Source organism: Terrirubrum flagellatum (assembly GCF_022059845.1).
Taxonomy (GTDB): domain Bacteria; phylum Pseudomonadota; class Alphaproteobacteria; order Rhizobiales; family Beijerinckiaceae; genus Terrirubrum; species Terrirubrum flagellatum.
Map to the genome: position 1 here is coordinate 1 of NZ_CP091852.1, position 22,852 is coordinate 22,852.

Below are 22,852 nucleotides of genomic sequence, written 5' to 3' on the forward strand. Positions count from 1 at the left end.
ATGGCGTCCGCCATCTGGATCAACGAAATTCACTACGACAATTCCGGCACGGACGCCGGCGAATTCATTGAGATCGCCGGCGCGGCGGGAACTGATCTCTCTGGCTATTCGCTTGTTCTTTACAATGGCGATCCGTCGAGCCGCTCGGTCTACAATGTGATCCCGCTGTCGGGATTGATTCCGGATCAGCAGAACGGCTTCGGCGCCGTCGCGTTCAACTACCCCGTCAATGGCATCCAGAACGGCGCGCCGGACGGCTTCGCGCTCGTGCAGGGCGGCGTGGTGACGGGAAGCGGCACGGGAGGCTCTATTTCTGGTGGCGCGGTCGTCCAGTTCCTCAGCTACGAAGGCTCCTTTGTCGCGGCGAATGGCCCTGCGGCCGGAATGACCAGCACCGACATCGGCGTGTCGGAGCCGGGAGATGTGACCGGACAATCGCTGCAGCTTGTCGGAACGGGCGCGCAGTACAGCGATTTCACATGGCATTCCGAGCAGGCGCAAAATGCGGGCGCGGTGAACGCCGGTCAGACATTTGGCGCGAGCGGCGGAAGCGGGACTGTCTCGATCGCTGACGCCTCGATCACTGAAGGCGACAACGGGACCAAGGTTCTGACCTTTACGGTCACGCGCAGCGACACCAGCACCGCGTTCACCGTCGACTATGCGACGGCCGAGGGGACCGCGACGGCCGGCAGCGACTATGTCGCCGCCGCGGGCACGCTGAGCTTCGCCGCGGGCGGTCCGGCGACGCAGCAAATCTTGATTACGATCAACGGCGATACGATCGTGGAGCCAAGCGAAGCTTTCGCAGTCAACCTCGCCAACATCCAGAATACGATCGGCACGACCACGATCAGCGACGCCGAAGCCACCGGCACGATCATCAACGACGATCAGACGATCACGCGAATCTACGACATCCAGGGCAGCGGCCATATATCGGCGCTCGCCGGAACCATTGTGACGACGCAGGGCGTCGTGACCGCCATTGATACGACGTCAGGCGGCGAGGGTAGCCGCGGCTTCTATATTCAGGATCCGAACGGCGATGGGAATGGCGCAACGTCTGACGCCATCTTCGTGTTCATGCCGAGCGGGACGCTCCCGACGCCCGGGCATCTCGTGCAGGTGACCGGCACGGTGCAGGAGTTCACGCCGAGCACCGCAGCCGCCAGCAGTTTCTCGACAACCGAAATCGGCCTGGTGAGCGCCGTCACCGATCTCGGCGTGGGGCCAGCGATCGCCGCGGTGCAGATTGGTGGAACTGGCGGCCTCATTCCGCCGACATCCGATCTCGTAGCCGGCAGCCTGTTCTACGAAAGCCTCGAAGGGATGATGGTCACGGTCAAGGCCCCGACGGCGGTCGGCCCGACCAACAGTTTTGGCGAGATTTTCACGGTCGTCGACAATGACGATAATGCGAGCAATGGCATCGGCGGCGCGACCGGATTGACCGCGCGCGGCAATCTGCTGCTGACGCCGGGCCAGACGGCGTTCGGCGATAATGACTCCACCGGCGGCGACTATAATCCGGAAAGGATTCAGATCGACACCGATACCGGCTTGCAGACCGCCGCCAGCAGCATGTCGGGCTTCGTCAAGCCGCAGGTGAATGTCGGCGCGCATTTGTCCGATGTGACGGGCGTCGTCGCCTACGCCTTCGCCAATTACGAAGTGCTGGCGACGCAACCTTATTCGGTGACCCAGGCGAGTCCGCTGGTGAAGGAGACCAGCACGCTTTCCGGCAACAGCAACCACCTCGTCATCGTCAGCTACAACGCCGAGAACCTCGATCCGAAGGTCGAAGACATCAACAAGGTGCAGAACCACAGCGCCAGCAATGTCGATGATGATGTCGGCAGCGGTAAATTCGATACAATCGCGAGCCAGATATTCCACGCCCTGAACGCACCCGACATCGTGGCGATGCAGGAGGTGCAGGACGAGGATGGCGCCGAAATCTCCGGCGACACCTCGGCGGCGGGTACGCTCCAGCTTCTCGTCAACAAGCTCAATGCGCTCGCCTCGGCGGTCGGCAGCTCTGCGCATTATTCATTCGTCGACAATCCCTTCATCAACAACAATGCGACCGGCACCGCCAATGGCGGCCAACCGGGCGGCAACATCCGCACCGCCTATATCTATCGCGACGACCGGGTCACGCTTGATCCGAATTCGCTGAAGACTCTCGCCGCCGACGGCACGCCGATCACCTCGGCCGCAGCAAACGCCGATCAGGCGACGAATCCGGACAACCCGTTCTATCAGTCGCGCCCGCCACTCATCGCCACCTTCAAGTTCAACGGCCAGGACGTTACTGTCGTCGATAACCACTTCACATCGAAGGGCGGCAGCGCGCCGCTGCTCGGCACGGATCCGACGCCGTTCGACGCCGGCGAGGTGACGCGCGCCGCGCAGGCGCAAGCGGTCAACAACTTCGTCGACAGTTTGCAGGCGACCAATCCCAATGCGAAGATCATTGTCGCTGGCGACCTGAACGAATTCCAGTTCGAGGAGCCGATCAACGTGCTCAAAGGCACGGCGTCGATCAGCAATTACGACGTGCCGGGCGCCGATCCGATTACCGCGACCGCGACCTACACGCCGGGCGGGACGGCGGTGCTTACCGATCTGCAGGATCTGCTGCCGGCGAATGAGCGCTACGACTATGTGTTCGAGGGCAATTCGGAGACGCTCGACCATATGATGGTCAGCAACAGCCTCGCTGGCCAGACGCAGTTCGATATCGTCCATCTCAACGCTGAGTTCGCTGACCAGACGAGCGATCACGAGCCGCTTGCCGCGAGTCTCTACATCGCGCCCGTCGTCAGCGGACAACAGAGCTACATGTTGGGCGCAGGCGGCGTGCTGAGCGCGGCGACCGGCCCGGCGATCATCTGGGACCTCGCGCCGCCAACCACCGGATCGAATGCGACGGTCGATAATTCCGGCGCGATCAGCGCCGCCAGCGGGCGCGGCATCGACACCACGGGCGCCTCGAATGGAAACAACCATTTCACGCTGATCAATCACGCCGGGGCGAGCATTGTCTCGCCCGACGACGCGATCCGCATCAACGCCGATCTTCCGAACGGCGTCGTCTCGATCGACAATGCGGGGACGATCCGGTCTTCCAACAATGGGCAGGCGCTCGACTTCAACAACATCACGTCTGCAACCGTCTCAACGACGATCACCAACGAGTCGACCGGGATCATATCAACGGCAGGCGCAGACGCGATCCGCCCTGGCGCGAACGCGTTGATCAACAACCATGGTCAGATCACCGCTGGCGGAACCGGCAGCAACGACGGCGTCGATTTCCAGGATGTCGGCTTTGGTAGCGTTCACAATTTCGATGGCGGTTCTATCACCGGCGCCCGCCACGGGATCACCGGCAAGCAGGCGATTGCGATCGACAATGACGTCGGCGCAACCATCACGGGTCAGCTCGGCTCGGGCGTCAATCTGGACACCGGCTCCAGCACGACCTCGACGATCCACAACGCCGGAACCATCACCGGCCATGCGGCGGGATCTGTCGATGGCGACGCGGTCGACATCGACGGTCTGGCCAATATCGACAATAGCGGTCTCATCCAGGCGCTCGGCGCCGGAACGGGCGGTCTGACGGAAGCGATCACGATTGGCGGCGGACAGATCAACAACTTCGCTGGCGCCACGATCCATAGCGCGCAGCGCGCGATCACGGTCGACGACAGCAGTCTCGGCAACGCTTTCGCCGTTACGACGATCTACAATGAGGGCGTGATCCAGGGCGACAATGGCGAAGCGATCTCGATCACCGATACGTTCGCTGACACGCTGACGAACAAGGGCGCGATCGTCGGCACGGTCGGGCTCGGCGGCGGCGACGATATCCTTGACGATTATACCGGCGCGACCTTCTCCGCCGATGTCAATGGCGGCGTCGGGATCGATACGATCAATCTTCGCGGCGCCGGCGTTGGAAGTCTGGGATCGTTCTCGGCCTTTGAGGTTGTGAACCTGTTCAGCGGCGACTGGACCATTGGCAGCGAAGGGTTTGGCTCCGCCAATCTGCAAACCGGGGCCCAGACGTTGCGGCTTGCTGCGGCGACGGTCGCGGACGGGCATTTCGACGCCACGATCGCCGGTTTTGGCGACGACGATGTGCTCGACCTCAGGGGCATTGGCGCGGCCGCCTCGGCGACGCTCGGCGCTGGCAATGTGCTGACCGTCAGCGGCGGCGCCGTTTCGGTGACCTTGCAGCTCGATCCCATGCACGATTACAGCCACCAGCTCTTCAAGACCGCTGCGGACGGCGCCGGCGGCACGCTCGTCACGGTCGCCGCGAATCAGGCGCCGGTCGCTGAGAACGGCGCAGCGAGCGGCGCCGAGGATCAGGCCATCAACGGCCAGGTCTCTGCAAGCGATCCGGACGGCCTGCCGTCGCCGCTCAGCTACAGTCTGGTGAACGGACCGCAAAATGGGCAGCTCGTTTTCCACGCCGACGGCAGCTTCACCTACACGCCGGGCGCCAATTTCAACGGCGCGGACAGCTTCACCTACAAGGCGAATGACGGCGATCTCGACTCGAATATTGGCGCGATCAATCTGACCGTAACTCCGGTCAACGACGCGCCCATGTTCACCTCGCCGAGCAATTTCTCGATGGCGGAAAACCAGACGGCGGTCGGAATGGTCGCTGCAACCGATCCCGAGCATGACGCGTTCAGGTTTGCGCTGGCGGGTGGCGACGATCAGCTCTTCTTTGCAATCGATGAGCACAGCGGGGCGCTGCGCTTCGTTAATTCGCCCGATTTCGAGACCCGGGAAGACGCGGATCACAACAATGTCTATGATGTGATAGTCTCCGCGACCGACGCGTTTGGCGCCAGCAGCTCACAGCTCGTCCATGTCAGCGTGACCAATGTCGCCGAGGCTGGCCAGACCATTCATGGCGGCAACGGGAATGATGTGCTCTCGGGCGCCAATGGCGACGACGTGATCGATGGCGGCAACGGCAACGACACCATCAACGGCAAGGATGGCGACGACAACATCTCCGGCGCCAATGGCAACGACGTTCTCGTTGGCGGCCGCGGGAATGATGTCCTCGATGGCGGCAACGGCAATGACGTTCTTGATGGCGGCGCCGGGAACAACCAGCTCATCGGCGCCAATGGCGACGACGTCATGCGCGCCGGCGACGGCGACAACCTCTTCGACGGTGGAAATGGCAACGACGTCATGACCGCCGGCAACGGAAACAATGTTTTCAACGGCGGCAATGGCAATGACGTCATCGCCGCTGGCAATGGTGACAACACCGTCAACGGCGGCAACGGCAATGAAGTCGTGACCCTCGGGAACGGCGACAACATCTTTTTTGGAGGCAATGGCGCCGACCGGGTGACTGTCGGCAACGGCGACAACCACCTCGCCGGCGCCAATGGCAATGATGTGTTCCAGGTCGGGACCGGCGACAATATTCTCACCGGCGGAAGCGGAAACGATACCTTTATGTTCGGCCCGCAGTTCGGCAAGGACCTCATCACGGACTTCGCGCACGGCGACCGCATCGCGTTCGATAGCAGTGCATTTGCGAACTTCGCGGCCGTGCAGGCTGCGATGCATCAGGTCGGCGCAGACACGACGATCAGCCTTGGAACAGATCTCACAATCACGCTGCAGCAGATCTCGATGAACAGCCTGCACGCGAATGACTTCTTGTTCATGTGATGCGCTGCGATCTGATAGTCTTCGCTGCGCTCGTGGATATGTTTCTCGGTCTTCGCGGATTTGCAGCCTTGAGAGCCAGCCTCCACGCTGACGATTTTCGATTTATGACGTGACGGATTTCGAGAGGCCGCCTTTCGCGGCCTCTTTCGCTTTGTGGGACAGCGAGTCGAGGCGCTGGCGAGCCGCAACGCGCTTGGCGAACAGCGCCTTCCATCGCGCCGCCGTATCCCTGCGCAGTCTTCACGGAAGCAGACCGGCTTGGGTCCGCTGCGCAATCTCGGTAGCTTGATTTCGCCCGAGCGGCGCCGCAAGCCGAGTCGAGCAGCAACCAGACTAGCAGCCTCTTGAGAAGGAATGCCCATGGAGCGTGATTACGCCTCGGAAATCGCGACGATCACCCGCCATTCAGCCTTCCAAGCGGCCGTCGAAAAGCTCGACGCCGATCACGACCGGACCGTCGCCGACATTATCACGCTGACCGAAATTCCGTCTCCGCCTTTCAAGGAGGCCAGGCGCGCCGCCGCTTATCTCGAAATGCTGCGCGCGCACGGGCTCGAGGATGTCGAGCAGGATGAGATCGGGAATGTCATGGGCCTGAGGCGCGGCGCAGGCAACGGGGCATTGATAGTCGTCGCCGCTCATCTCGATACGGTCTTCCCGGAAGGAACCGACGTCACCGTGCGCCGCGAGGGCGACAAGCTCTACGCGCCGGGAGTTGGCGACGACACGCGGAGTCTTGCCGTACTGTTGGCCTTCATCCGCGCGATGGACGAGGCTGGCGTCCGCACGCGCAACGATATCCTGTTTGTTGGCGATGTCGGCGAGGAAGGTCTGGGCGATCTGCGCGGCGTCCGCCACCTCTTCACCAAGGGCCGGTATCGCGACAAGATCGAAGCATTCATAACCGTCGATAGTCCCAACATGGACAAGATCGTCGTCGCCGGCGTTGGTTCGAAACGCTATTCCATCAGGTTCAAGGGACCGGGCGGACACAGCTTCAAGGCGTTCGGCATCGTGAACCCGATGTACGCGATGGCGCAGGCGATCGTGGAGCTCGGCCGCATCCAGGCGCCGGAGACGCCTCGCACCACCTTTTGCGCCTCCATTGTCGGCGGCGGAACCTCGGTTAACGCCATCCCCGAGGAGACCTGGATCGACATCGATCTGCGATCGGAATCGGCTGAAGAGCTTGCGAAACTGGACGCCCGCTGCCGCGAGATTGTGGCCAGCGCTGTTGAGCAGGAAAACGCTACTCGCTCGACCAGCGACGGCGCGATCACGGTCGAAATCCGCACGGTGGGGGATCGTCCCGCCGGCGCCACGCACATGGACGCCGATATCGTGCAGTATGCGACCACAGCTTACCAGGCGCATGGCTTTGCGCCGAAGCATGAGGCGTCATCCACCGACGCCAATATCCCGATGAGTCTCGGCATACCCGCGATCAAGATCGGGTCGGGTGGAACCGGTGGCCGGGCGCATTCGCTCGGCGAGTGGATCGATGTCGAGAAAACCGCCAGCCTGTCCGGCATGACCGCCAGCCTTGCCACAATCCTTGCTGTGGCTGGCTTCATTTGCGAATAGCACTCTCATCGCTGGGTTCTCCCAAACAGATGGGGTCGCTGGCGTGAGCAAGCTCGCGCTATGCGAGCAGATTGGCGTCGCCGTGATCTGTTCCGACGACAGTGAAAAACGCCGCCGTGGATTGAATTCGATCGCAGCGCGAGCGACGGCTTTGGAGAACGACCGCGAATACTCAGGATTGGCGCAGCGCTAACGGACAGATCGCTTCTCAACGATCGTCATTTGAGAAGTTGATGGACCTCGTTCATCCCCCTGCGGAGGAAGGGATCGGAGTGAATATAAAAGAATTGTACGCCGCTTTTGCGCCATGTGGGCAGTTCTTCGAGAGTGGCGAGTGTCCCCGCGATTTTTCCGGCGGCGCGAATCTTGGCAACTGCTTCGCCGACTTTCCTGACAACAGATTCCGGGCGAGGTTGTCCTAACGCTGGAGCGGGAGCGAAGCCCATGTTTTGTGACAGATCGCCAGGTCCCACAAAGAAGATGTCAATTCCATCGACAGATAGTATTTCCTCGAGCTGCTCGATCGCTCCCATCGTTTCTATCATGGCAATCACAAGCCGCTTCTCGTGGTCTGAGTAGCAGCCGTATCGAACTGCATCGACAATTGCGCGCGCTTGCACTGCATTCTCAATCATCGGAACCATGAGCGCGTCGGCGCCGGCGTTGAGGTATCGGATGAGGAGAGAGCGCTGATGGCAGTCAGGCCGCACGATTGCCGCGCCGCCAGCCCCGCGGATCGCTTGAGCCGTCAGCCGGATATCCTCGAAGCTCCATGTGCCGTGCTCGCAATCAAGAAAAATTGAATCCGCGCCGAGCTCGGTTAGTCGCACCGCATGTCCGGGCGAGGGGAAATGCGTCGTCAGCATGCTGATGCATTCGCCGTGGCTCAGGCGCTCGCGCAGCTTGGCTCCGTTCATAAGTTTGCCCTCTCAGCTTATTTGTGCGGACCACCGCTCGCATCGTGAGGCGCGCCGACCCAGCGGGCGGTTTCGAGATCAGCCGAGATGTCGCGTTGGCGCGTGGGGCAAATATGCAACTCCGGAATCATGGCGCCGTCCCGCAAGCTGGCGCAGAGAAGCACTGCGCGAGCAACATCTTGGGCTTCGAGCATAACATTGCGCTCCTCCGGCGAGGGCGGCCGCGCCCGGTTATTCATGATCGGCGTATCGGTTTCTCCGGGAAGAATGGTCGTTGCGCGGATGCCTTGGTTGCGAAACGTGTTGTGCAGGAAACCCATGAAGTTGTGCACGCCCGCCTTGGCCGCGCCATAAGCTGCGCCCCCCAGCAAATTGGGATTGAGCGCGGCGAGCGAAGAGATCGTGATGATCGTGCCTCCGCCGCGCGCGATCATCGCAGGCAGAACCGCCTGGCTCAGATTGAAGACAGCGGTGAGGTTGACGTTCATAACGCTGTTCCACTCCGCCTCGGAGAGATAGCGCGGATTCAGAATCTTGCTGGCGCTGCCCGCATTGTTCACCAGGATGTCGATGGCGCCGATGTCAGTCTCCACGGCTGCGATGCATGCCACAATCTCATTGCGCGAGCTGATGTCGAGCGGTCTGGCGATCGCTTTCCCGCCTTGCTTCGCAATCACATCCACCGCATTGTCGAGGGGTTCACGTCGTCGACCGGCAAGCACAACGGTCGCGCCCTCCGCCGCCAACAGGATCGCGGTTTCGCGCCCAATTCCCGAGCCGGCGCCCGTCACCAGGGCGATTTTCCTTTCAAGCAGTCCCATCGCGTAGCCTCACTCGGCCGCCGCTAATTGAGCGCGGCCATAGATTTTTCGCGCAGCCTCGCTCGTTATTAAACCCTCGGCCGTATCGTTGGCGATGTGGACGCTCGCTCGTTCGGACGCTAGGCCCCACCCGCCGCCGCCCGGCGTTTCAACCTGAAGGCGATCTCCGGTCTTCAGCGTCACCTTGCCTTTCGGAAATTGCGGTTTGCCGTTCTTCTTGACGCTGCCGTGAGAGCCTGCCTGTCCACCGACCACGCCGAAGCAGGGGTGTCGCACACGTTCCGATGCGAGATAGACGCTCATAGGAGTCTTCGCGAGATTGCGAAGGACCACGCGCTGCCCAAGGCCGCCGCGATGCCGGCCCGCGCCACCGGAGTCAGGGATCAACTCCTTGCATTCGGTGAGGACTGGCACAGCGATTTCGAACATTTCGATAGCGGTCACCTTGCAGTTCGAAGGGAAGCTCAACGTGTCGAGACCATCAAGCTCGGCGCGCGCGCCTTGGCCGCCGTGAAAATTCTGCACGGATCCATATTGGGACCCATCGTCGCGTCGTCCCACGCAATTGGCCGCCCAGATGGGCGCGCCGCCGCTATCACCCATCACCTTGTCGGGCACGATCTTTTCGAGCGCCTTGAAGATGAGCGATGGAATGACGTGGCCAATAAGATTGCGAGAGTTTCCGGCCGTCCAGGTCTCGGGGTTGAGGATGGAGCCGATTGGCGCCTCATCGGTGATCGGAGTGATGCAGCCTTCGTTGTTGGGAGTTTCCGGATCGAGAAGGCACTTTAATGCATAGACTGAATGAGCGTAGCGATAGTTTGTGCGGCAATTGATGGAATGCAGCACCTGATCCGATGAGCCGCTATAGTCGACATGCACGGAGTCGTCGGTCACGTTCACCGTGGTTTTCAGCTTGATATCCGCCTCGTAGCCATCGAGAAGAACTTCGGCTTCATAACGGCCGTTTGGCCAGGCGCGGATCGCGTCTCGCATTCTCGTCTCTGACCGCGAATGGATTGCATCGGCAAGGCCGTCAACTTCGTCCAATTCGTATTCGTCGAGAAATTTCAGAAGTTCGCGGCCCATGACCGCATTGGCCGCGACCATCGATTCAAGATCGCCCATCACCTCGACGGGGAGTCGAACAGAGGCGGCGATGATATCAAGCACGTCCTGGTTCGGCGCGCCGGCGCGATGAAGCTTTACAATCGGGAAGCGGATGCCTTCCTCGTAGATGTCAGTCGCTTCAGAATGAAGCGGCGCGCCGCCGATATCTGGCAAATGAGCGATCGAACCGGCATAGGCGACAACCTTTCCGTTCTTGAAGATCGGCGTGATCATTGTGACATCGGGCAGGTGTCCGGTGCCGATTTCGGGGTCGTTGGTCGCGAGAACATCGCCTTCTTCAAGGGCCCCGGTGGGAAATTTCGGCAGAAAATACTTCTGCGCTGCGACAGGCAACGAAGTGATAAAGACGGGGATCGACCAGGTGCATTGCGCGAGCGCGCGCCCACGGCTGTCGAGCAGCACCGTCACGTAATCGTGGTTCTCTCGCACGATTGGCGAGAAAGCGGTCCGGCCGAGGACCGTGTCGGCCTGGTCGGCGATGAAGATCAAGCGGTTCCACATCACCTGCAAATTGATGGGATCGTTGAAATCCTGGCGAAGCTTGGACATCGGCGTCATCCTCAGCGGAGGTTGATGATCAGGTTGCCATGCGCATCCACATGCGCGCTTCCGCTTGGGCCAACGACAGCCGTCGATTCTCTTTGTTCGATGATGGCCGGCCCCTGCACGACTTCACCGACGGGAAGACTGTAATGGTCGAAGACAGGGGTCTCGACGCTGTCGCCGATCTCGTGAAAATAAACCGATCGGCGCCCTTTGAGCGCTTGCGCGGCGGACGCGACATGCGGACGTGTTACTTTGTCCTTGCTTCCGGAGGCTCGCAGCCGCCAGGTGATGACTTCGAGTTCGGCGTTGACGGTGCGGCCAAACAATTCGCGGTAGAGCTTGGTGAAGTTGCCGACGAGTTCGGCCAGGAATGCTTCACGCGGTTGCTCAATCGCCGGGAGGGTCACGGTGATTTCGTGTCCCTGCCCCACATAGCGCATGTCGACGGTGTAACGATTGGCGATTGAATCGCGGGGAACGCCTGCCGCCGCGACGACTTCCGCTCCCTCCGTTGCCAGATCGCCGAGCAGACGCTTGACCTCAGCGTCGTCCCAATTCGCAAGCGCCATTGGCGCGCTGGCGGAGAGGTCGACGGCGACGGGGGCGATGATCAGGCCAATCGCGGAGGTCACGCCAGCTCCGGTCGGGCAAATGATGCGTTTGATTCCAAGCTTGCGAGCAATGCCATAGGCATGCACGGGACCAGCGCCGCCGAAAGCGACCATCGGCAGCGCGCGCGGATCAACGCCAAGATCCGTGGCGTGCATGGCGGCGGCCTTGCTCATGGATTCATTGACGAGGTCGTGAATGCCGTAAGCGCATCGCGTTACCGACACGCGGAGCTCGTCCGCAAGCTTCTGCACCGCAACTTGCGCGGCCTGCTTTGAAACCTTGAAGGACCCTCCAACGAAGGACTCCGTGCCCATATAGCCGAGAAGGATGTCGGCGTCGGTGACGGTTGGCTCCGTCCCGCCGCGTTGATAGGCGGCTGGCCCCGGCAAGGCGCCGGCCGATTGCGGGCCGACATTGAGCAGGCCAAGCGCGTTCTTCGAGGCGATCGAGCCGCCGCCGGCGCCGATCTCGATCATCTGGATGGACTGAATCTTGAGCGGAAATCCGGACCCCTTCCGGAAACGCTGGTAGTGCGCGACTTCGAGATCCGTTCCGACTGTCGGTTCGCCGCCGGGAATGAGGCAGAGCTTGGCCGTCGTCCCGCCCATATCGAATGACAGTACGCTTTCCTCGCCAGCGATGCGTCCGAATTCGGCGGCCGCCACAGCTCCGGCCGCAGGGCCTGACTCGATCAGACGCACTGGCAGCTCAGCCGCGCGCCGGCTCGGAACGAGTCCGCCCGAGGAGGTCATCCAAAGCACTTGCCTGGTAATTCCCTTCGCGGCGAATTCGCGCTGGAGGTGCGCGACGTGGCTCGCCATTTGTGGACGCGTATAAGCGTTGACGACAGTCGTCGATGCGCGGTCGAACTCGCGCATCTCGGGACATACCGAGGATGAGAGCGAAACGAAAATGTCCGGCTGCTCCTCTCTCAGAAGCGCCGCCACGCGCTGCTCATGCGCGGGATATTTGTATGCGTGAAGCAGGCACACAGCGACCGATCGCACGCCTTTTTCTCGCAGGCGCCCGGCGATCTCGCGGATCGAATCCTCTTCAAGCGCCGTCATCACCTGGCCATCGGCCGCCACGCGTTCCGTCGCGCCAAAACTATTGGCGCGCGTAACGAGCGGCTCCGGATACCGAATATTCAGGTCATACAGATCGTAGCGTCCTTCGTTTCGAATGCGCAGCATGTCCTGAAATCCGGCAGTGGTGATGAAGCCGGTCTCGACCCCTTTTCGTTCGAGCACGGCGTTGGTCACAACTGTCGTCGCGCCGAGGATTTGGAGTTTGCCGATGTTGATGACGTCCGCAAAGCGGTCGAGCAGCTCGGAGACTCCCTGAACCACGGCCTCGGCGGGATTGAGCGGTGTGCTGAGCACTTTATGAAGATGGACGCCGCCAGCATCGTCCAGAAGGGCGAAATCGGTGAAGGTGCCACCGGTATCGAATGCCAGCTTGGCCATAATGCTCTCGAAGCCTGCGTTCGGGAAAAGCGGCCGCCTCATCAAGCGGCGATGACGCTGGCGAGATTAGGGATTCGAGAGGAGCGAAAGCCAACAGGACTCTCGTCTGCCACCATAGCCTTTGTTTATGGCTGGCCTCAGGCGACAGGTTTGAGCCGCCAAGACGCGTCTTGCGCCAGGCGGCCAACCAGATCGAGCAGCACGGAGCGTGCGGCAAGCGCCGGCTCTGACAATGGCAAGTGGTCGGAGACGCAAAGAGACACCGCCGCCGTCATTGCGGGCCGCACCAGCCGTCGCACGCGCGCGCCATTGAAGCTTTGTGAACTGCTGGCGACGGACCCGGGCAATATGGTTGCGCCGAGGCCGTCAAGAACGGCGGCTCCCAATGAAGACACCGACTCGATTTCCGACGCCACGCGGGGATTGATGCGCGCCCGCGCGAGGCCCTCATCGATCACACGGCGAAGGAAATGACCACTGCTGGGAAGGAGCAGATCGACATCGGCCAAAGCCGAGAGGGGCAAAGGGTCGTTCGACGCCTCGGGATAGGTTCCCGGCGGCGACACCAGGACAAGCTCCTCGCTGAACAGCGGCTGCATCGCGACGCCCTTGATGGGGCCGGAGCCATAAATCACGGCCATGTCCATCTTGCCGATCATGATGAGTTCGCTCAGCACATGGCCGAAGCTGTCATTGATATGGACGACGATCTGGGGATGACGCTCTTTCATCGCCTTCAGTAGGGGCAGAGAAAGCGCGCTCGAGCTTGAATAGGTTGCAAGGCCGATCGAGACCCGACCGGCGACCGAGCCCGCAGACAAGTCCATGTCCACGCGCGCCTGTTCGATCTGTTTCAGAAGCGCCTGCGCGTGGCGGTAGAGGATTCGGCCAGCCTCGGTCGGGGTAATGCCATGGTTGCTGCGAATGAGGAGCTTGTGCTTGAAGTGGGTTTCGAGCGCCGCAATCTGGTGGGAAAGCGCGGGCTGAGCCGTGCGAAGGATGCCGGCTGCGCGCGACACGCTGCCGGCGTCGACCACCTTGACGAAGCTCTTCAGCTTCTTGAAGTCGACGTTCATTGCTCCTGCGGCTCCCCTGAGGCGCAAGCTTATGACGATTTTCTCGTCCGCGGAAAGGCCGCGCCGTTTTAGTGGGCTGCGTGTGTCTCGCCCCGCATTTTCCCGGTGAGGAACAGCTCGCCCAGCTCATCATGGGTGATCTCGCTGGGCCTCCCGTCCCAGATGACCTTTCCCAATCGCAGGATGACGGCGCGATGCGCCACCTGCATGGCTTTCTTCGTATTCTGCTCGACCAGCAAAATCGTCTGCCCGGCCGCGTTGATCCGCAAGAGTTCGTCGAAGACTATTCCAATCGCCGCCGGAGAGAGGCCGACGGAAGGTTCATCAACGAGCAGGATGCGCGGCCGTTGCAGCACAGCCATCGCGACCTCGAGGAGCTGTTGCTCGCCGCCGGACATGTTGCCCGCCAGTGTATTGCGCCGCTGCTTCAGGATCGGGAACAGGTCGTACACATAGTCCCGCTCCGGCTTGACCTTGGCGTCGCGGAGCGTGAAGGCCGCCATCTGCAGGTTTTCGTCGACTGTCATCACGGGAAAGTTGCAGCGCCCCTGAGGGACGAATGAGACGCCTTCGCCAAGGATGGCCCGAGAGGACAGGCCGGCGAGTTCCTTGCCGCGGCAAGAGATCGTGCCGCCCTTGATCGTGGTCATGCCGAACAAAGTCTTCAGGAGCGTCGACTTGCCGGCCCCATTCGGTCCCATCAGCGCGACGAATTGGCCCTGCGGCACGGAAAGATCGACGCCGTTCAGGATGTCGAGCGAGCCATAGCCCGCGCGTAGATCTTTGATGTCGAGCCGAGCGTCCGCCTGTGGTTCAGCCACCGAGATAGGCCTCCCGAACCGCCTGATTGTTTATGATCTCGTCCGGCGGCCCCTCTGCGAGTTTTCGGCCCTGATCGAAGACGACAACGCGTCGGCAGAGGCTCGTGATGACGTCGATATTGTGCTCGACGATGAGAAAGCTGACGCCAAGCTGAGTGTTGGCGTATCTGATGCTGTCGACGACACGTTCGATCAGCTTGGGATTGATGCCCGCCATGGGCTCATCAAGCAAGATGAGCTTCGGCTCCGGCATCAGCATCGAGGCGAATTGAATCAGCTTTTGCTGGCCGCCCGAAAGATTTCCTGCGGGCTGATTGCGGACCTCCCAGAGGCCCGTAAGGCGGATGAATTCGCGCGCACGTTCGCGCAAGCCTTCAATGCGTGTGCGGGAGCTTGCGCCAATGCCGAATGTCGACCAGAGCGAAGGGAAAGTGAACATCTGGCCGGCGATGACCAGATTTTCCTCCACATTCAACGCGCCGAAGGTCACGGTCTTCTGGAACGAGCGCAGCATACGCCCTTCTCTTGCAATCCGGTTGAGCGACCAGCCGGCGATATTCTGCCCGTCGAGCTTGACGCCGCCGCTGTTCGGGCGGGTAAGGCCGGACGCGCAGTCAAAGAATGTCGACTTGCCCGATCCGTTTGGGCCGATCAGGCCGCAGATCTCGCCGCGGTGAACCTGCAAGTCGACGCCGGCGACGGCCTGGACTGCGCCGTAGAACTTGGTCAATCCCGTGATGTCGAGGATCGGAAGGCCAGTCATGCCCGCCCCCGAATCAGCGTCCAGAACCGATCAATCAGTGGCGCAAATCCCTTCGGGAACCAAAAGACCAGTGCGAGCAGGCAACAGCCATAGGCGATCATCCGCAGCTCCGGCGCGATGCGCAGGGCCTCGGACAGGCCAACAAAAAGAAAGCTGCCGAACACGACGCCAGAGATCGTGCCCGGACCGCCGCCAAGCACGATGATCAACATGAGCGTCGAATAGGACATCTGGAAGGTGAGGGGACTGACCACCGTCAGATAATGCGCATAGACGCTGCCGCCGGCGCCCGCGAAGGCGGCGCTGATGACGAAGACCACGAGCTTGTATCGCCAGGTCGGGATCCCGACAGACTCGGCCAACGTTTCGTTCTCGCGGATGGCGACCATGTTGCGGCCAGCAGGAGACGACACGATCATCCAAACCAGCAGCGTCGCCAGCGCTGCGATCGCGAGCGCGAGGTAGTAGAATGCGACCGTGCTGCTGATCGTAAAAGAGCCGGCGCCCAGCGCGAAGTAGGGCTTTGGAATAGCCGAAAGGCCCATGTCGCCGCGTGTGACGCTTATCCAGTTCTTGGCGATCGCCTGCCCGATGATGACGAAGCCAAGCGTGCACATGACAAAGGAGGTCGCGCGCAGTCTCAGCGCGGGAACCGCAAGGGGAAGCGCCAACGTGGCTGCGGCCAAGGCTGCGCCGACAAGATTGAGATAGAATGGCGCTCCCCAACTGGTCGCCATCAATGCCGAGACATAGGCGCCTACGCCGAAGAACGCGGCCTGAGCGAGGGAGAGGAGGCCGGTATAACCGACAAGCAGGTTCAAGCCATGGGCGGGAAGCAAAAAAATCAGCGAGATGATGACGGCGTGCAACGCGTAGTCGCCGAGGAACAGCGGCGCGCAAATCGCAAGAATCGCGAAAGCGCCGCCGACAAGCGGACCGAGGTCTCGCCCTTTTGATGCGGTCAGAGCTTCGTTCGCCGACATATTTATCCCCGACGGCTTTGCTGCGACTAGATCACGCCGCATTTTGATTGAATCAATCAAAATGCGGGAACGTGATCGATTCCAAAAGTTTAGAGCATGGCTTTTGCGAAAAACCGGTTTCCACTTTTTCGCGCCATGCTCTAGTAGCGCGCTTGCGCTGAAAACAGACCGTGCGGGCGCCACATCAGAACCGCCATCAGCGTCGCAAACCCGACCGTGTCGCGGAACTGAAGCCCGACGTAGGTGGCGACCAGGCTCTCGGCGACGCCAAGTATCATCGCGGCGAAGAAAGTCCCTCGCACATTGCCCAGACCGCCCATAATGATGATGGGAAGCGTCTTGAAGGTGATCAACTCGCCGATCCCGCCATAGACGCTCACATTGACCGGCGCAGTAAGAGCGCCTGACAGCGCCGCCAGCGCTGCGCCGAGCACGAAGGTCATCACGACGACCTTGCGGACTTCGATTCCCACGACGGCGCAGCATTCGATGTTCTGCGAGACAGCGCGCATCGCTTTGCCGATCCGGCTGTACGTCACCATCAACTCGAGGCCGACGAAGACGATCAGACATATGATCAGGATCAGCACGCGCTGCTCGGCGAGCGAGACGCCGAAAATCGTCACCGGCTCGATATAGCCGCCATTGAAAAACTTGTAGCCGCCGCCGAATATCAGAATGACCGCATTTTGCAGGATCAGCGAGATTCCGAGCGTCGCGAGCACGCCGGCTTCAGCCGACATGCCGACCATCCGGCGCATCACGAATTGCCCGATAAAGGTGGCGACGAGAGCGGTGGCGATGACGCCGGCTACGATTGAGAGCGGATAGGGCAGGTCGAAATATTCGATCGCCACCCAGGCGCCGAATGTTCCAATCATATAATATTCGCCGTGGGCGAAGTTGATCGCCCGCAGCACGCCGAAGATCATGGTCATGCCGACAGCGACGACGGCGTAGACCGAGCCGGTGACAAGGCCGTTCACGATCTGCTCGGAAATCTGGAACAGCACGGGGACGTCCTCGTCGGCGGCGGTCAGCGTGGATAGTCGATGTCTGCGTAGAAGGCGCCCTTGATTGCGGGCTTTCCGTTTTCGATCTGCAGGAGAATCATCGGCAGCTTCGCCTGATTGTGATCGTCGAAAGCGACTTCTCCAACAGCGCTGTCATACTTGATGGCCTTCAGCGCGTCCCGGACCTTGGCGCGGTCGGCGCTCTTTGCGGCTTCTACGGCCTTGGCGAGCAGATGAAGCGTCTCCCAATGCACATAGGCGTGATTGTTGGGAGCCTCGCGGTATTCGCCGGTGAACTTGGCGACGAAGGCCTTGCTCTTTGCGCTGTCGTAGGCGGGGAGCCAGGCGGCCGCCTCAACGGCTCCCTCCATCGCCTTCGGCGCGGACTTGATCGTGCTCTCGGTGTTGAATTCGCCGTTGCCAATCAGCGGAATCTTGCCGGCGAGCCCAACTTCCGTCATCTGCCGCGCGACGATCGGCGTCGTGTCCGCCAGCCCGTACATGATGATCGCCTGCGCGCCGGAGTCTCGAATCTTTGCGAGCACGCTGCGGAAGTCGACCTCGCCTTCCTTGTAGTAGTCTTCGGTCAGGATCTGGCCCTTGAAACGGGGCAAATACTTTTTGGTGAAATCGATCGCGGCCCGCCCATAATCGCTGTCAACGGAGAGCACGGCGAACTTTGTAAAGCCGCGTTTCTCCGCCGCATACTGGGCGACGACGAGAGCGCGGTTTTCGTCGGTCGGATAGTTTCGGAAGCTCCATTTGAATCCGCCGGCGCCGGCGGCGTAAGTAATCTTTGGATTTGACGAGGCGGCGTTGATCAGGAGCACGCCGGCGTCTTCGACGACGGGCTGCATGGCAAGCGTAACCGATGATGAGACGTCGCCGATCACAAAATCGACCTTGTCCTGGCTGATCAGGCGGCGCGTCGCCGAAACGCCTTCAACGGGCGTGCCCTGGCTGTCGGCCGAAAATATCTGAATCTTCTTGCCGTCAACGCCGCCTGCTTCATTGATTTCCTTGGCGGCAAGCTGAGCGCCTCGCAGTGAAAATGCGCCGTAGCGCGCGTTCGGCCCACTCATCGGAGCGACAATGCCGACGCGAATCCCGCTCTCTTGCGCAGCGGCTGATATGTTGATGGCGTGCAGGCCGAAGAGCGGCGTCGCTGCCGCGAGGCCGAGCGTGAAGCTTCGGCGGATGATCTTGGTCATGTCGACTCCGTTCCCTGAGCGGGTCCACGATCGCATTCGATAAAGTGTGGCCGGAATGGCCTCGTGATCCCCAACCGTTCCGGCTAATTCGGGTCTCCCTCCCGATAAAAAAAGCCTAGGCCGCGCGTAGCTGACGAAGGAACCACAACTGCATTCTGCCGCCATAGCGAAATTTTATGGCCGGCGCGGCGACCGCGTCGCCTGGCCCAAAAACGCCCCTGGCGCCCCGCGAGTATCGCGCGCCAATAATCGCTTGCGGTGCGCAAGGCAGGAACGTCCGCTGCCGGGTTGCGGCTTGAATGACCGCTTATAGCGCAGCGCAGATCGGAGTATTGAAGTTGGCCCTCTGAAAGGCTTTCCAGGCGCTATCACTGGCTATGGGCGCAGCGAGGCAGCGGCGCGCTTGATCTCGGACAGGAGGAGGGCGGCGGCCGGCAGCATCAGGCCGCCGCCGCGCCGCAAGACGCCGAGCTGTCGCCGCCAGCGGCCTTCGGCAAGAGGCAGAGGCGCGAGAATGCCTGCCTGCTCTTCCATCTGGATCGAGACCCTTGCAAGCATCGTCAGAAAGTTGGTCGATGCCGCGATTGATTTCAGCGCGTGAACGGAGTTGGTCGTGACGGCGACCTTCGGAGCCTGAAGTTTGGCGCGACGGAATATTGCGTCAAATCCTTCGCGGATGACGTTGCCTTTCTCAGGCATCGCCCAAGCCGACTCTCTCAACGCAGGCAGCCGCAGCCGCCTATCTTCCGTCAGTGGATGCTTCGCGCGGGCGATGATGCAAATCTCGTCTTCCATAAGAGGGCTCGCCAACACGTGCTCGTCGACGGGATCGCTCGGCAATCCGATGATTGCAAAGTCGATCTCCCCTCTGATCAGTGAAGACGTGAGCTGGTCGCCGGTCGTCTCGATGACCCGGACTTGCACGCCAGGCGAGGCGGCCAGCACGCGTTCAATTGCGAGCGGGAGCAAGTTCGCTGACACGCTGGGCACGATTCCAATTCGCGCCAGGCCGGCGGCGGCGCCGTTCAGGACTCTGATCTCCTCGACGACGCGCTGCGTCTCCGACTCCAGCATTTCCGCATAAGGCGCGAGAGCCCGTCCAAAGGGCGTCATCTCCATTCCGGTGGAATGGCGAACGAAAAGCGCGACTCCAAGCTGCTGTTCAAGGCGCTTCAGGCTGCGAGTGATGGCGGGCTGCGTCAGGGACAAGGTCCGTGCGGCGGCTCCCACCCCTCCGGATCGAGCCACGGCAAGAAAGGCTGCAAGTTCGCGCTGGTTGAAAGTCATGCTCAATGGTTATGACTTTGCAACGCAAAAGCAATGGCCATACGCCCGTGGCGGCGCCTATTCTCCCCGTGCGAGGGCCACGCCGTGACGTTTGGCGACGTACAATTGATGATGGCGAACCAGCCATGACGGATGCTGCGTCAAAGGCTGCGACGCGCGCCGTCTTTCTCGATTATGACCAGGCGGCGCTCGATAAAGCTTATGATCAGCGCGCCTGGGCGGCCAACGCCGAGCAGACGATGGCGCGATGTCGCGAGGCGGGCGACCGGATCCGCGCAACGCTTCCGATGCGGGCGGACGTTCGCTACGGCGATGGCCCTGACGAAACGCTCGACATCTTCCCCTGTAACGTCGCAGGCGCGCCGGTGCATGTGCATATCCATGGCGGCGCCTGGCGCATCCAGTCCAAGCATGACGCATCGTTTCTCGCGCCTGCGATGACCGCCATGGGAGCGCATTTCGTCGCGATCGATTTCACCAATCTTCCGGCCTGTCGCATGACTGACATGGCGGACCAGATTGCGCGGGCGCTTGTCTGGGTTCACCGACATGTGGCGGAGTTTGGCGGCGATCCCGACTCCATTCTTCTGTCGGGCCATTCCTCGGGCGCGCATCTCGCCGCCGTCATGCTGACGTTCGATTGGCCGCGACTGGGATGTCCGGCCGACTTCATCAAGGCGGCGCTTTGCGTCAGCGGGGCGTATGATCTTGGGCCGGTGCTGCTCAGCGCGCGACGGTCTTACATCGAGCTGACCGCGGGAGAAGCCGAGCGCCTTAGCCCGTCGCGGCATGCGTCACGCATCAATTGTCCGGTGACGCTGGTCTATGGCGAATATGAGAGTCCGGAATTCATCAGGCAGGCGCAAAGCTTCTCCCGTTCGCTCAACGCCGCTGGCCGCAAGTCGGAGCTGATTCTCGCGCCGGCGCTTGACCATTTCGCCATCAATGAAGCTCTGGGTTTGCCAGGAAGCCTGCCGCATCAAGCTGCAGCGCGCCTCGCGCAACGGCTCAAGGACCCTGTTTGATCATGTGGGGCGAGGGGAGGCGCTCCGGGGCAGCCGCGATCCCGCGAGGAGAAGCCAACGCATCCGCTCCGATGCTTGAGCTGCAAGGCGTGACCAAGCGTTTCGGATCGCTGACCGCAATCGAGGAATTGACCTTCGGCGTCTATCCCGGGGAATTCGTTTCCATTGTGGGCCCTTCCGGTTCGGGCAAGAGCACGATCCTGTCGCTGATTGCGGGCCTTGACCGCCCATCAGCCGGACTGGTGCGGTTGCGCGGCGCCTCCATCGACGGGCCCAGCCTCAATGTCGGCTTCATGCTGCAGAAAGACCTGCTGCTGCCGTGGCGCACGATCCGCCGCAATGTCGAGTTCGGATTGGAGGCGCGCCCGGTGAGCGCGGCGCAACGCCGCGAGCGCGCCATGCGCGAACTGGCGCGCTGTCGACTTGAAGCGTTCGCCGATCATTATCCGCGGCAGCTTTCCGGCGGCATGCGCCAACGGGCGGCGCTTGCGCGCACGCTCGCCATCGAACCTGATGTGATCCTGCTGGACGAACCTTTCTCCGCGCTGGATGCGCAAACCAAACTGATTCTGCAGAAGAGTTTCGCCGGCACGATCGGCGCCTCCGGCGTCACCACTGTGCTGATCACCCATGATCTCACCGAGGCGGTCTGCATGTCTGATCGCATCATCGTGCTCAGCGATCGTCCCGGCCGCATCGTCGAGGAGATCACGCTGGATCTGCCGGATCGCGCCGATCCACTGGCGCGGCGCGTGCATGCGCGCGCGAATGACTACATCGCCCATCTCTTTGATCTGATGAAGTTGGACGAGCGGTTCGCATGAGAGGCCCCGTCCCTGACTTTGAAAGGACCTGGATATGACCAAGCTGTCTCGCCGCACGCTCGGCGCATTCTCGCTGGGCGCCTTTGCAGCCGCTGCGTCTCCTGTATACGCCGCGGACAAGCTGACCTATCTCTTCCCGGCGCCGGATTTCCTGCCGGCGTTCGCGCCATTCCATCTCGCTCGCGCCAAAGGCTACTATAAGGCGGAGGACCTCGACGTCGACTTCCAGGTGGGCAAGGGCGGCGCAGACGTGTCCAAGCAAGTCGCGCTGAATAACGTCGAGATCGGCGGCGCAACGGTGGACACGGTGATGGTGGTGCGTGCGAACGGCCTTCCGGTGAAAGCTGTCGCACAGCTTGGCAATGGCGCTCTCTACCAGATCGTCGTGCGCAAGGACGCCAATGTGAAGAAGCTCGCAGACCTGAAGGGCAAGAAAGTCGGCGTGCTTGGATTTCAGGATAACGGCTTCTACAACCTGCAGGGCGCGCTCGCGACAGTCGGGCTGACGCGCGATGACGTATCGATCCAGGCGGTCGGCCCCGCCGGCGTCGTGCAGCTTATGATATCAGGCGACCTCCAGGCGATCTCCGCCGTGCCTGAATCCACTGCTGCGATCGAAGCGGCGGGCGTTCCGGTCGATGTCTATCTCATCACCGAGTTCTTTCCGGGAATGGCGCAGGCGATCGTCGCCTCGGAAGATACAATCAGGAAGCGGCCCGACACCATCCGCAAGTTTGTCCGCGCGACGCTCAAGGCGGTGCGCGACATCGAAGCCAACCCGGACGAGATGGCCAAGGAGTATGTGGCCGCCGTCACGCAACATGCCGGCAAGGAAGCCTCGATCGCCGACATCTTCAGGCGCTACGGCCGGTTGGTCTATCGCACCAAGGAGGCCGAGCTCGGGACTTTCGACGCCGCGCGAGTCCAGACCATGGCTGACTTCTACGTGAAGGCAGGCATTCTGCCGCAGGCGGCCAAAGCATCGGACATGTTCACCAATGAATTCATCGGGCGCTGATCAATCTGATCTCGGCCGCAGCGCGGGTCC

17 protein-coding genes are annotated in these 22,852 nt (G+C 61.5%); 6 read left to right on the forward strand and 11 right to left on the reverse strand.

Annotated features, from left to right (window positions below; all coding sequences use genetic code 11):
• The 3 genes from L8F45_RS26625 to L8F45_RS26635 all read left to right on the forward strand — a co-directional run bounded on the left by L8F45_RS26625 (nucleotide 1) and on the right by L8F45_RS26635 (nucleotide 7,501).
• Nucleotides 1–5,724, forward strand: a complete 5,724-nt coding sequence (locus tag L8F45_RS26625) for an Ig-like domain-containing protein (protein ID WP_342363783.1) — start codon at nucleotides 1–3, stop codon at nucleotides 5,722–5,724.
• 360 nt (nucleotides 5,725–6,084) lie between these two features.
• Nucleotides 6,085–7,308: a M20/M25/M40 family metallo-hydrolase gene (locus tag L8F45_RS26630; protein ID WP_342363784.1), complete on the forward strand. Its 1,224-nt coding sequence runs from the start codon at nucleotides 6,085–6,087 to the stop codon at nucleotides 7,306–7,308.
• A 43-nt stretch (nucleotides 7,309–7,351) separates the two neighbouring features.
• Nucleotides 7,352–7,501 carry a hypothetical protein gene (locus L8F45_RS26635; protein WP_342363785.1) on the forward strand — a complete coding sequence of 50 codons (150 nt, stop codon included), beginning with the start codon at nucleotides 7,352–7,354 and terminating at the stop codon, nucleotides 7,499–7,501.
• A gap of 25 nt (nucleotides 7,502–7,526) precedes the next feature.
• Here the strand turns inward: L8F45_RS26635 and L8F45_RS26640 are convergent, their stop codons facing one another.
• The 11 genes from L8F45_RS26640 to L8F45_RS26690 all read right to left on the reverse strand — a co-directional run bounded on the left by L8F45_RS26640 (nucleotide 7,527) and on the right by L8F45_RS26690 (nucleotide 19,955).
• Nucleotides 7,527–8,225: an HpcH/HpaI aldolase family protein gene (locus L8F45_RS26640; protein ID WP_342363786.1), complete on the reverse strand. Its 699-nt coding sequence runs from the start codon at nucleotides 8,223–8,225 to the stop codon at nucleotides 7,527–7,529.
• 17 nt (nucleotides 8,226–8,242) lie between these two features.
• A complete protein-coding gene (locus L8F45_RS26645) occupies nucleotides 8,243–9,046 on the reverse strand; it encodes an SDR family oxidoreductase (protein WP_342363787.1) in 804 nt (267 codons plus the stop codon).
• A 9-nt stretch (nucleotides 9,047–9,055) separates the two neighbouring features.
• Nucleotides 9,056–10,726 (reverse strand): hydantoinase B/oxoprolinase family protein, encoded by a 1,671-nt coding sequence (locus L8F45_RS26650; RefSeq protein WP_342363788.1) that lies wholly within the window; start codon nucleotides 10,724–10,726, stop codon nucleotides 9,056–9,058.
• Between the two features lie 11 nt (nucleotides 10,727–10,737).
• Nucleotides 10,738–12,801 carry a hydantoinase/oxoprolinase family protein gene (locus L8F45_RS26655; protein WP_342363789.1) on the reverse strand — a complete coding sequence of 688 codons (2,064 nt, stop codon included), beginning with the start codon at nucleotides 12,799–12,801 and terminating at the stop codon, nucleotides 10,738–10,740.
• Nucleotides 12,802–12,938: 137 nt separating this feature from the next.
• Nucleotides 12,939–13,877: a nitrogen assimilation transcriptional regulator NAC gene (gene nac / locus L8F45_RS26660; protein WP_342363790.1), complete on the reverse strand. Its 939-nt coding sequence runs from the start codon at nucleotides 13,875–13,877 to the stop codon at nucleotides 12,939–12,941.
• A 68-nt stretch (nucleotides 13,878–13,945) separates the two neighbouring features.
• The gene (locus L8F45_RS26665) at nucleotides 13,946–14,698 is read right to left on the reverse strand and encodes a branched-chain amino acid ABC transporter ATP-binding protein (RefSeq protein ID WP_342363791.1); all 753 of its coding nucleotides are present in this window, start codon (nucleotides 14,696–14,698) and stop codon (nucleotides 13,946–13,948) included.
• Complete coding sequence (locus tag L8F45_RS26670) at nucleotides 14,691–15,461, reverse strand: ABC transporter ATP-binding protein (RefSeq protein ID WP_342363792.1); 771 nt, start codon at nucleotides 15,459–15,461, stop codon at nucleotides 14,691–14,693. Before L8F45_RS26670 ends, L8F45_RS26665 begins: the two co-directional genes overlap by 8 nt.
• Nucleotides 15,458–16,444 (reverse strand): branched-chain amino acid ABC transporter permease, encoded by a 987-nt coding sequence (locus tag L8F45_RS26675; RefSeq protein WP_342363957.1) that lies wholly within the window; start codon nucleotides 16,442–16,444, stop codon nucleotides 15,458–15,460. Before L8F45_RS26675 ends, L8F45_RS26670 begins: the two co-directional genes overlap by 4 nt.
• Nucleotides 16,445–16,584: 140 nt before the next feature.
• The gene (locus L8F45_RS26680; protein ID WP_342363793.1) at nucleotides 16,585–17,457 is read right to left on the reverse strand and encodes a branched-chain amino acid ABC transporter permease; all 873 of its coding nucleotides are present in this window, start codon (nucleotides 17,455–17,457) and stop codon (nucleotides 16,585–16,587) included.
• A gap of 23 nt (nucleotides 17,458–17,480) precedes the next feature.
• Complete coding sequence (locus L8F45_RS26685) at nucleotides 17,481–18,668, reverse strand: ABC transporter substrate-binding protein (protein WP_342363794.1); 1,188 nt, start codon at nucleotides 18,666–18,668, stop codon at nucleotides 17,481–17,483.
• Nucleotides 18,669–19,043: 375 nt separating this feature from the next.
• Nucleotides 19,044–19,955 carry a LysR family transcriptional regulator gene (locus L8F45_RS26690; protein ID WP_342363795.1) on the reverse strand — a complete coding sequence of 304 codons (912 nt, stop codon included), beginning with the start codon at nucleotides 19,953–19,955 and terminating at the stop codon, nucleotides 19,044–19,046.
• A gap of 125 nt (nucleotides 19,956–20,080) precedes the next feature.
• On the opposite strand from L8F45_RS26690, the gene L8F45_RS26695 reads away from it, so the two are divergent.
• From L8F45_RS26695 to L8F45_RS26705, 3 genes are all read left to right on the forward strand, one after another.
• On the forward strand, nucleotides 20,081–20,980 hold the full coding sequence (locus L8F45_RS26695) for an alpha/beta hydrolase (protein WP_342363796.1): 900 nt from the start codon (nucleotides 20,081–20,083) through the stop codon (nucleotides 20,978–20,980).
• An 89-nt stretch (nucleotides 20,981–21,069) separates the two neighbouring features.
• Nucleotides 21,070–21,804, forward strand: coding sequence for an ABC transporter ATP-binding protein (locus tag L8F45_RS26700; protein WP_425330056.1), 735 nt, complete (start codon nucleotides 21,070–21,072; stop codon nucleotides 21,802–21,804).
• A gap of 34 nt (nucleotides 21,805–21,838) precedes the next feature.
• Nucleotides 21,839–22,822 (forward strand): ABC transporter substrate-binding protein, encoded by a 984-nt coding sequence (locus L8F45_RS26705; RefSeq protein WP_342363798.1) that lies wholly within the window; start codon nucleotides 21,839–21,841, stop codon nucleotides 22,820–22,822.
• Nucleotides 22,823–22,852: the final 30 nt, after the last annotated feature.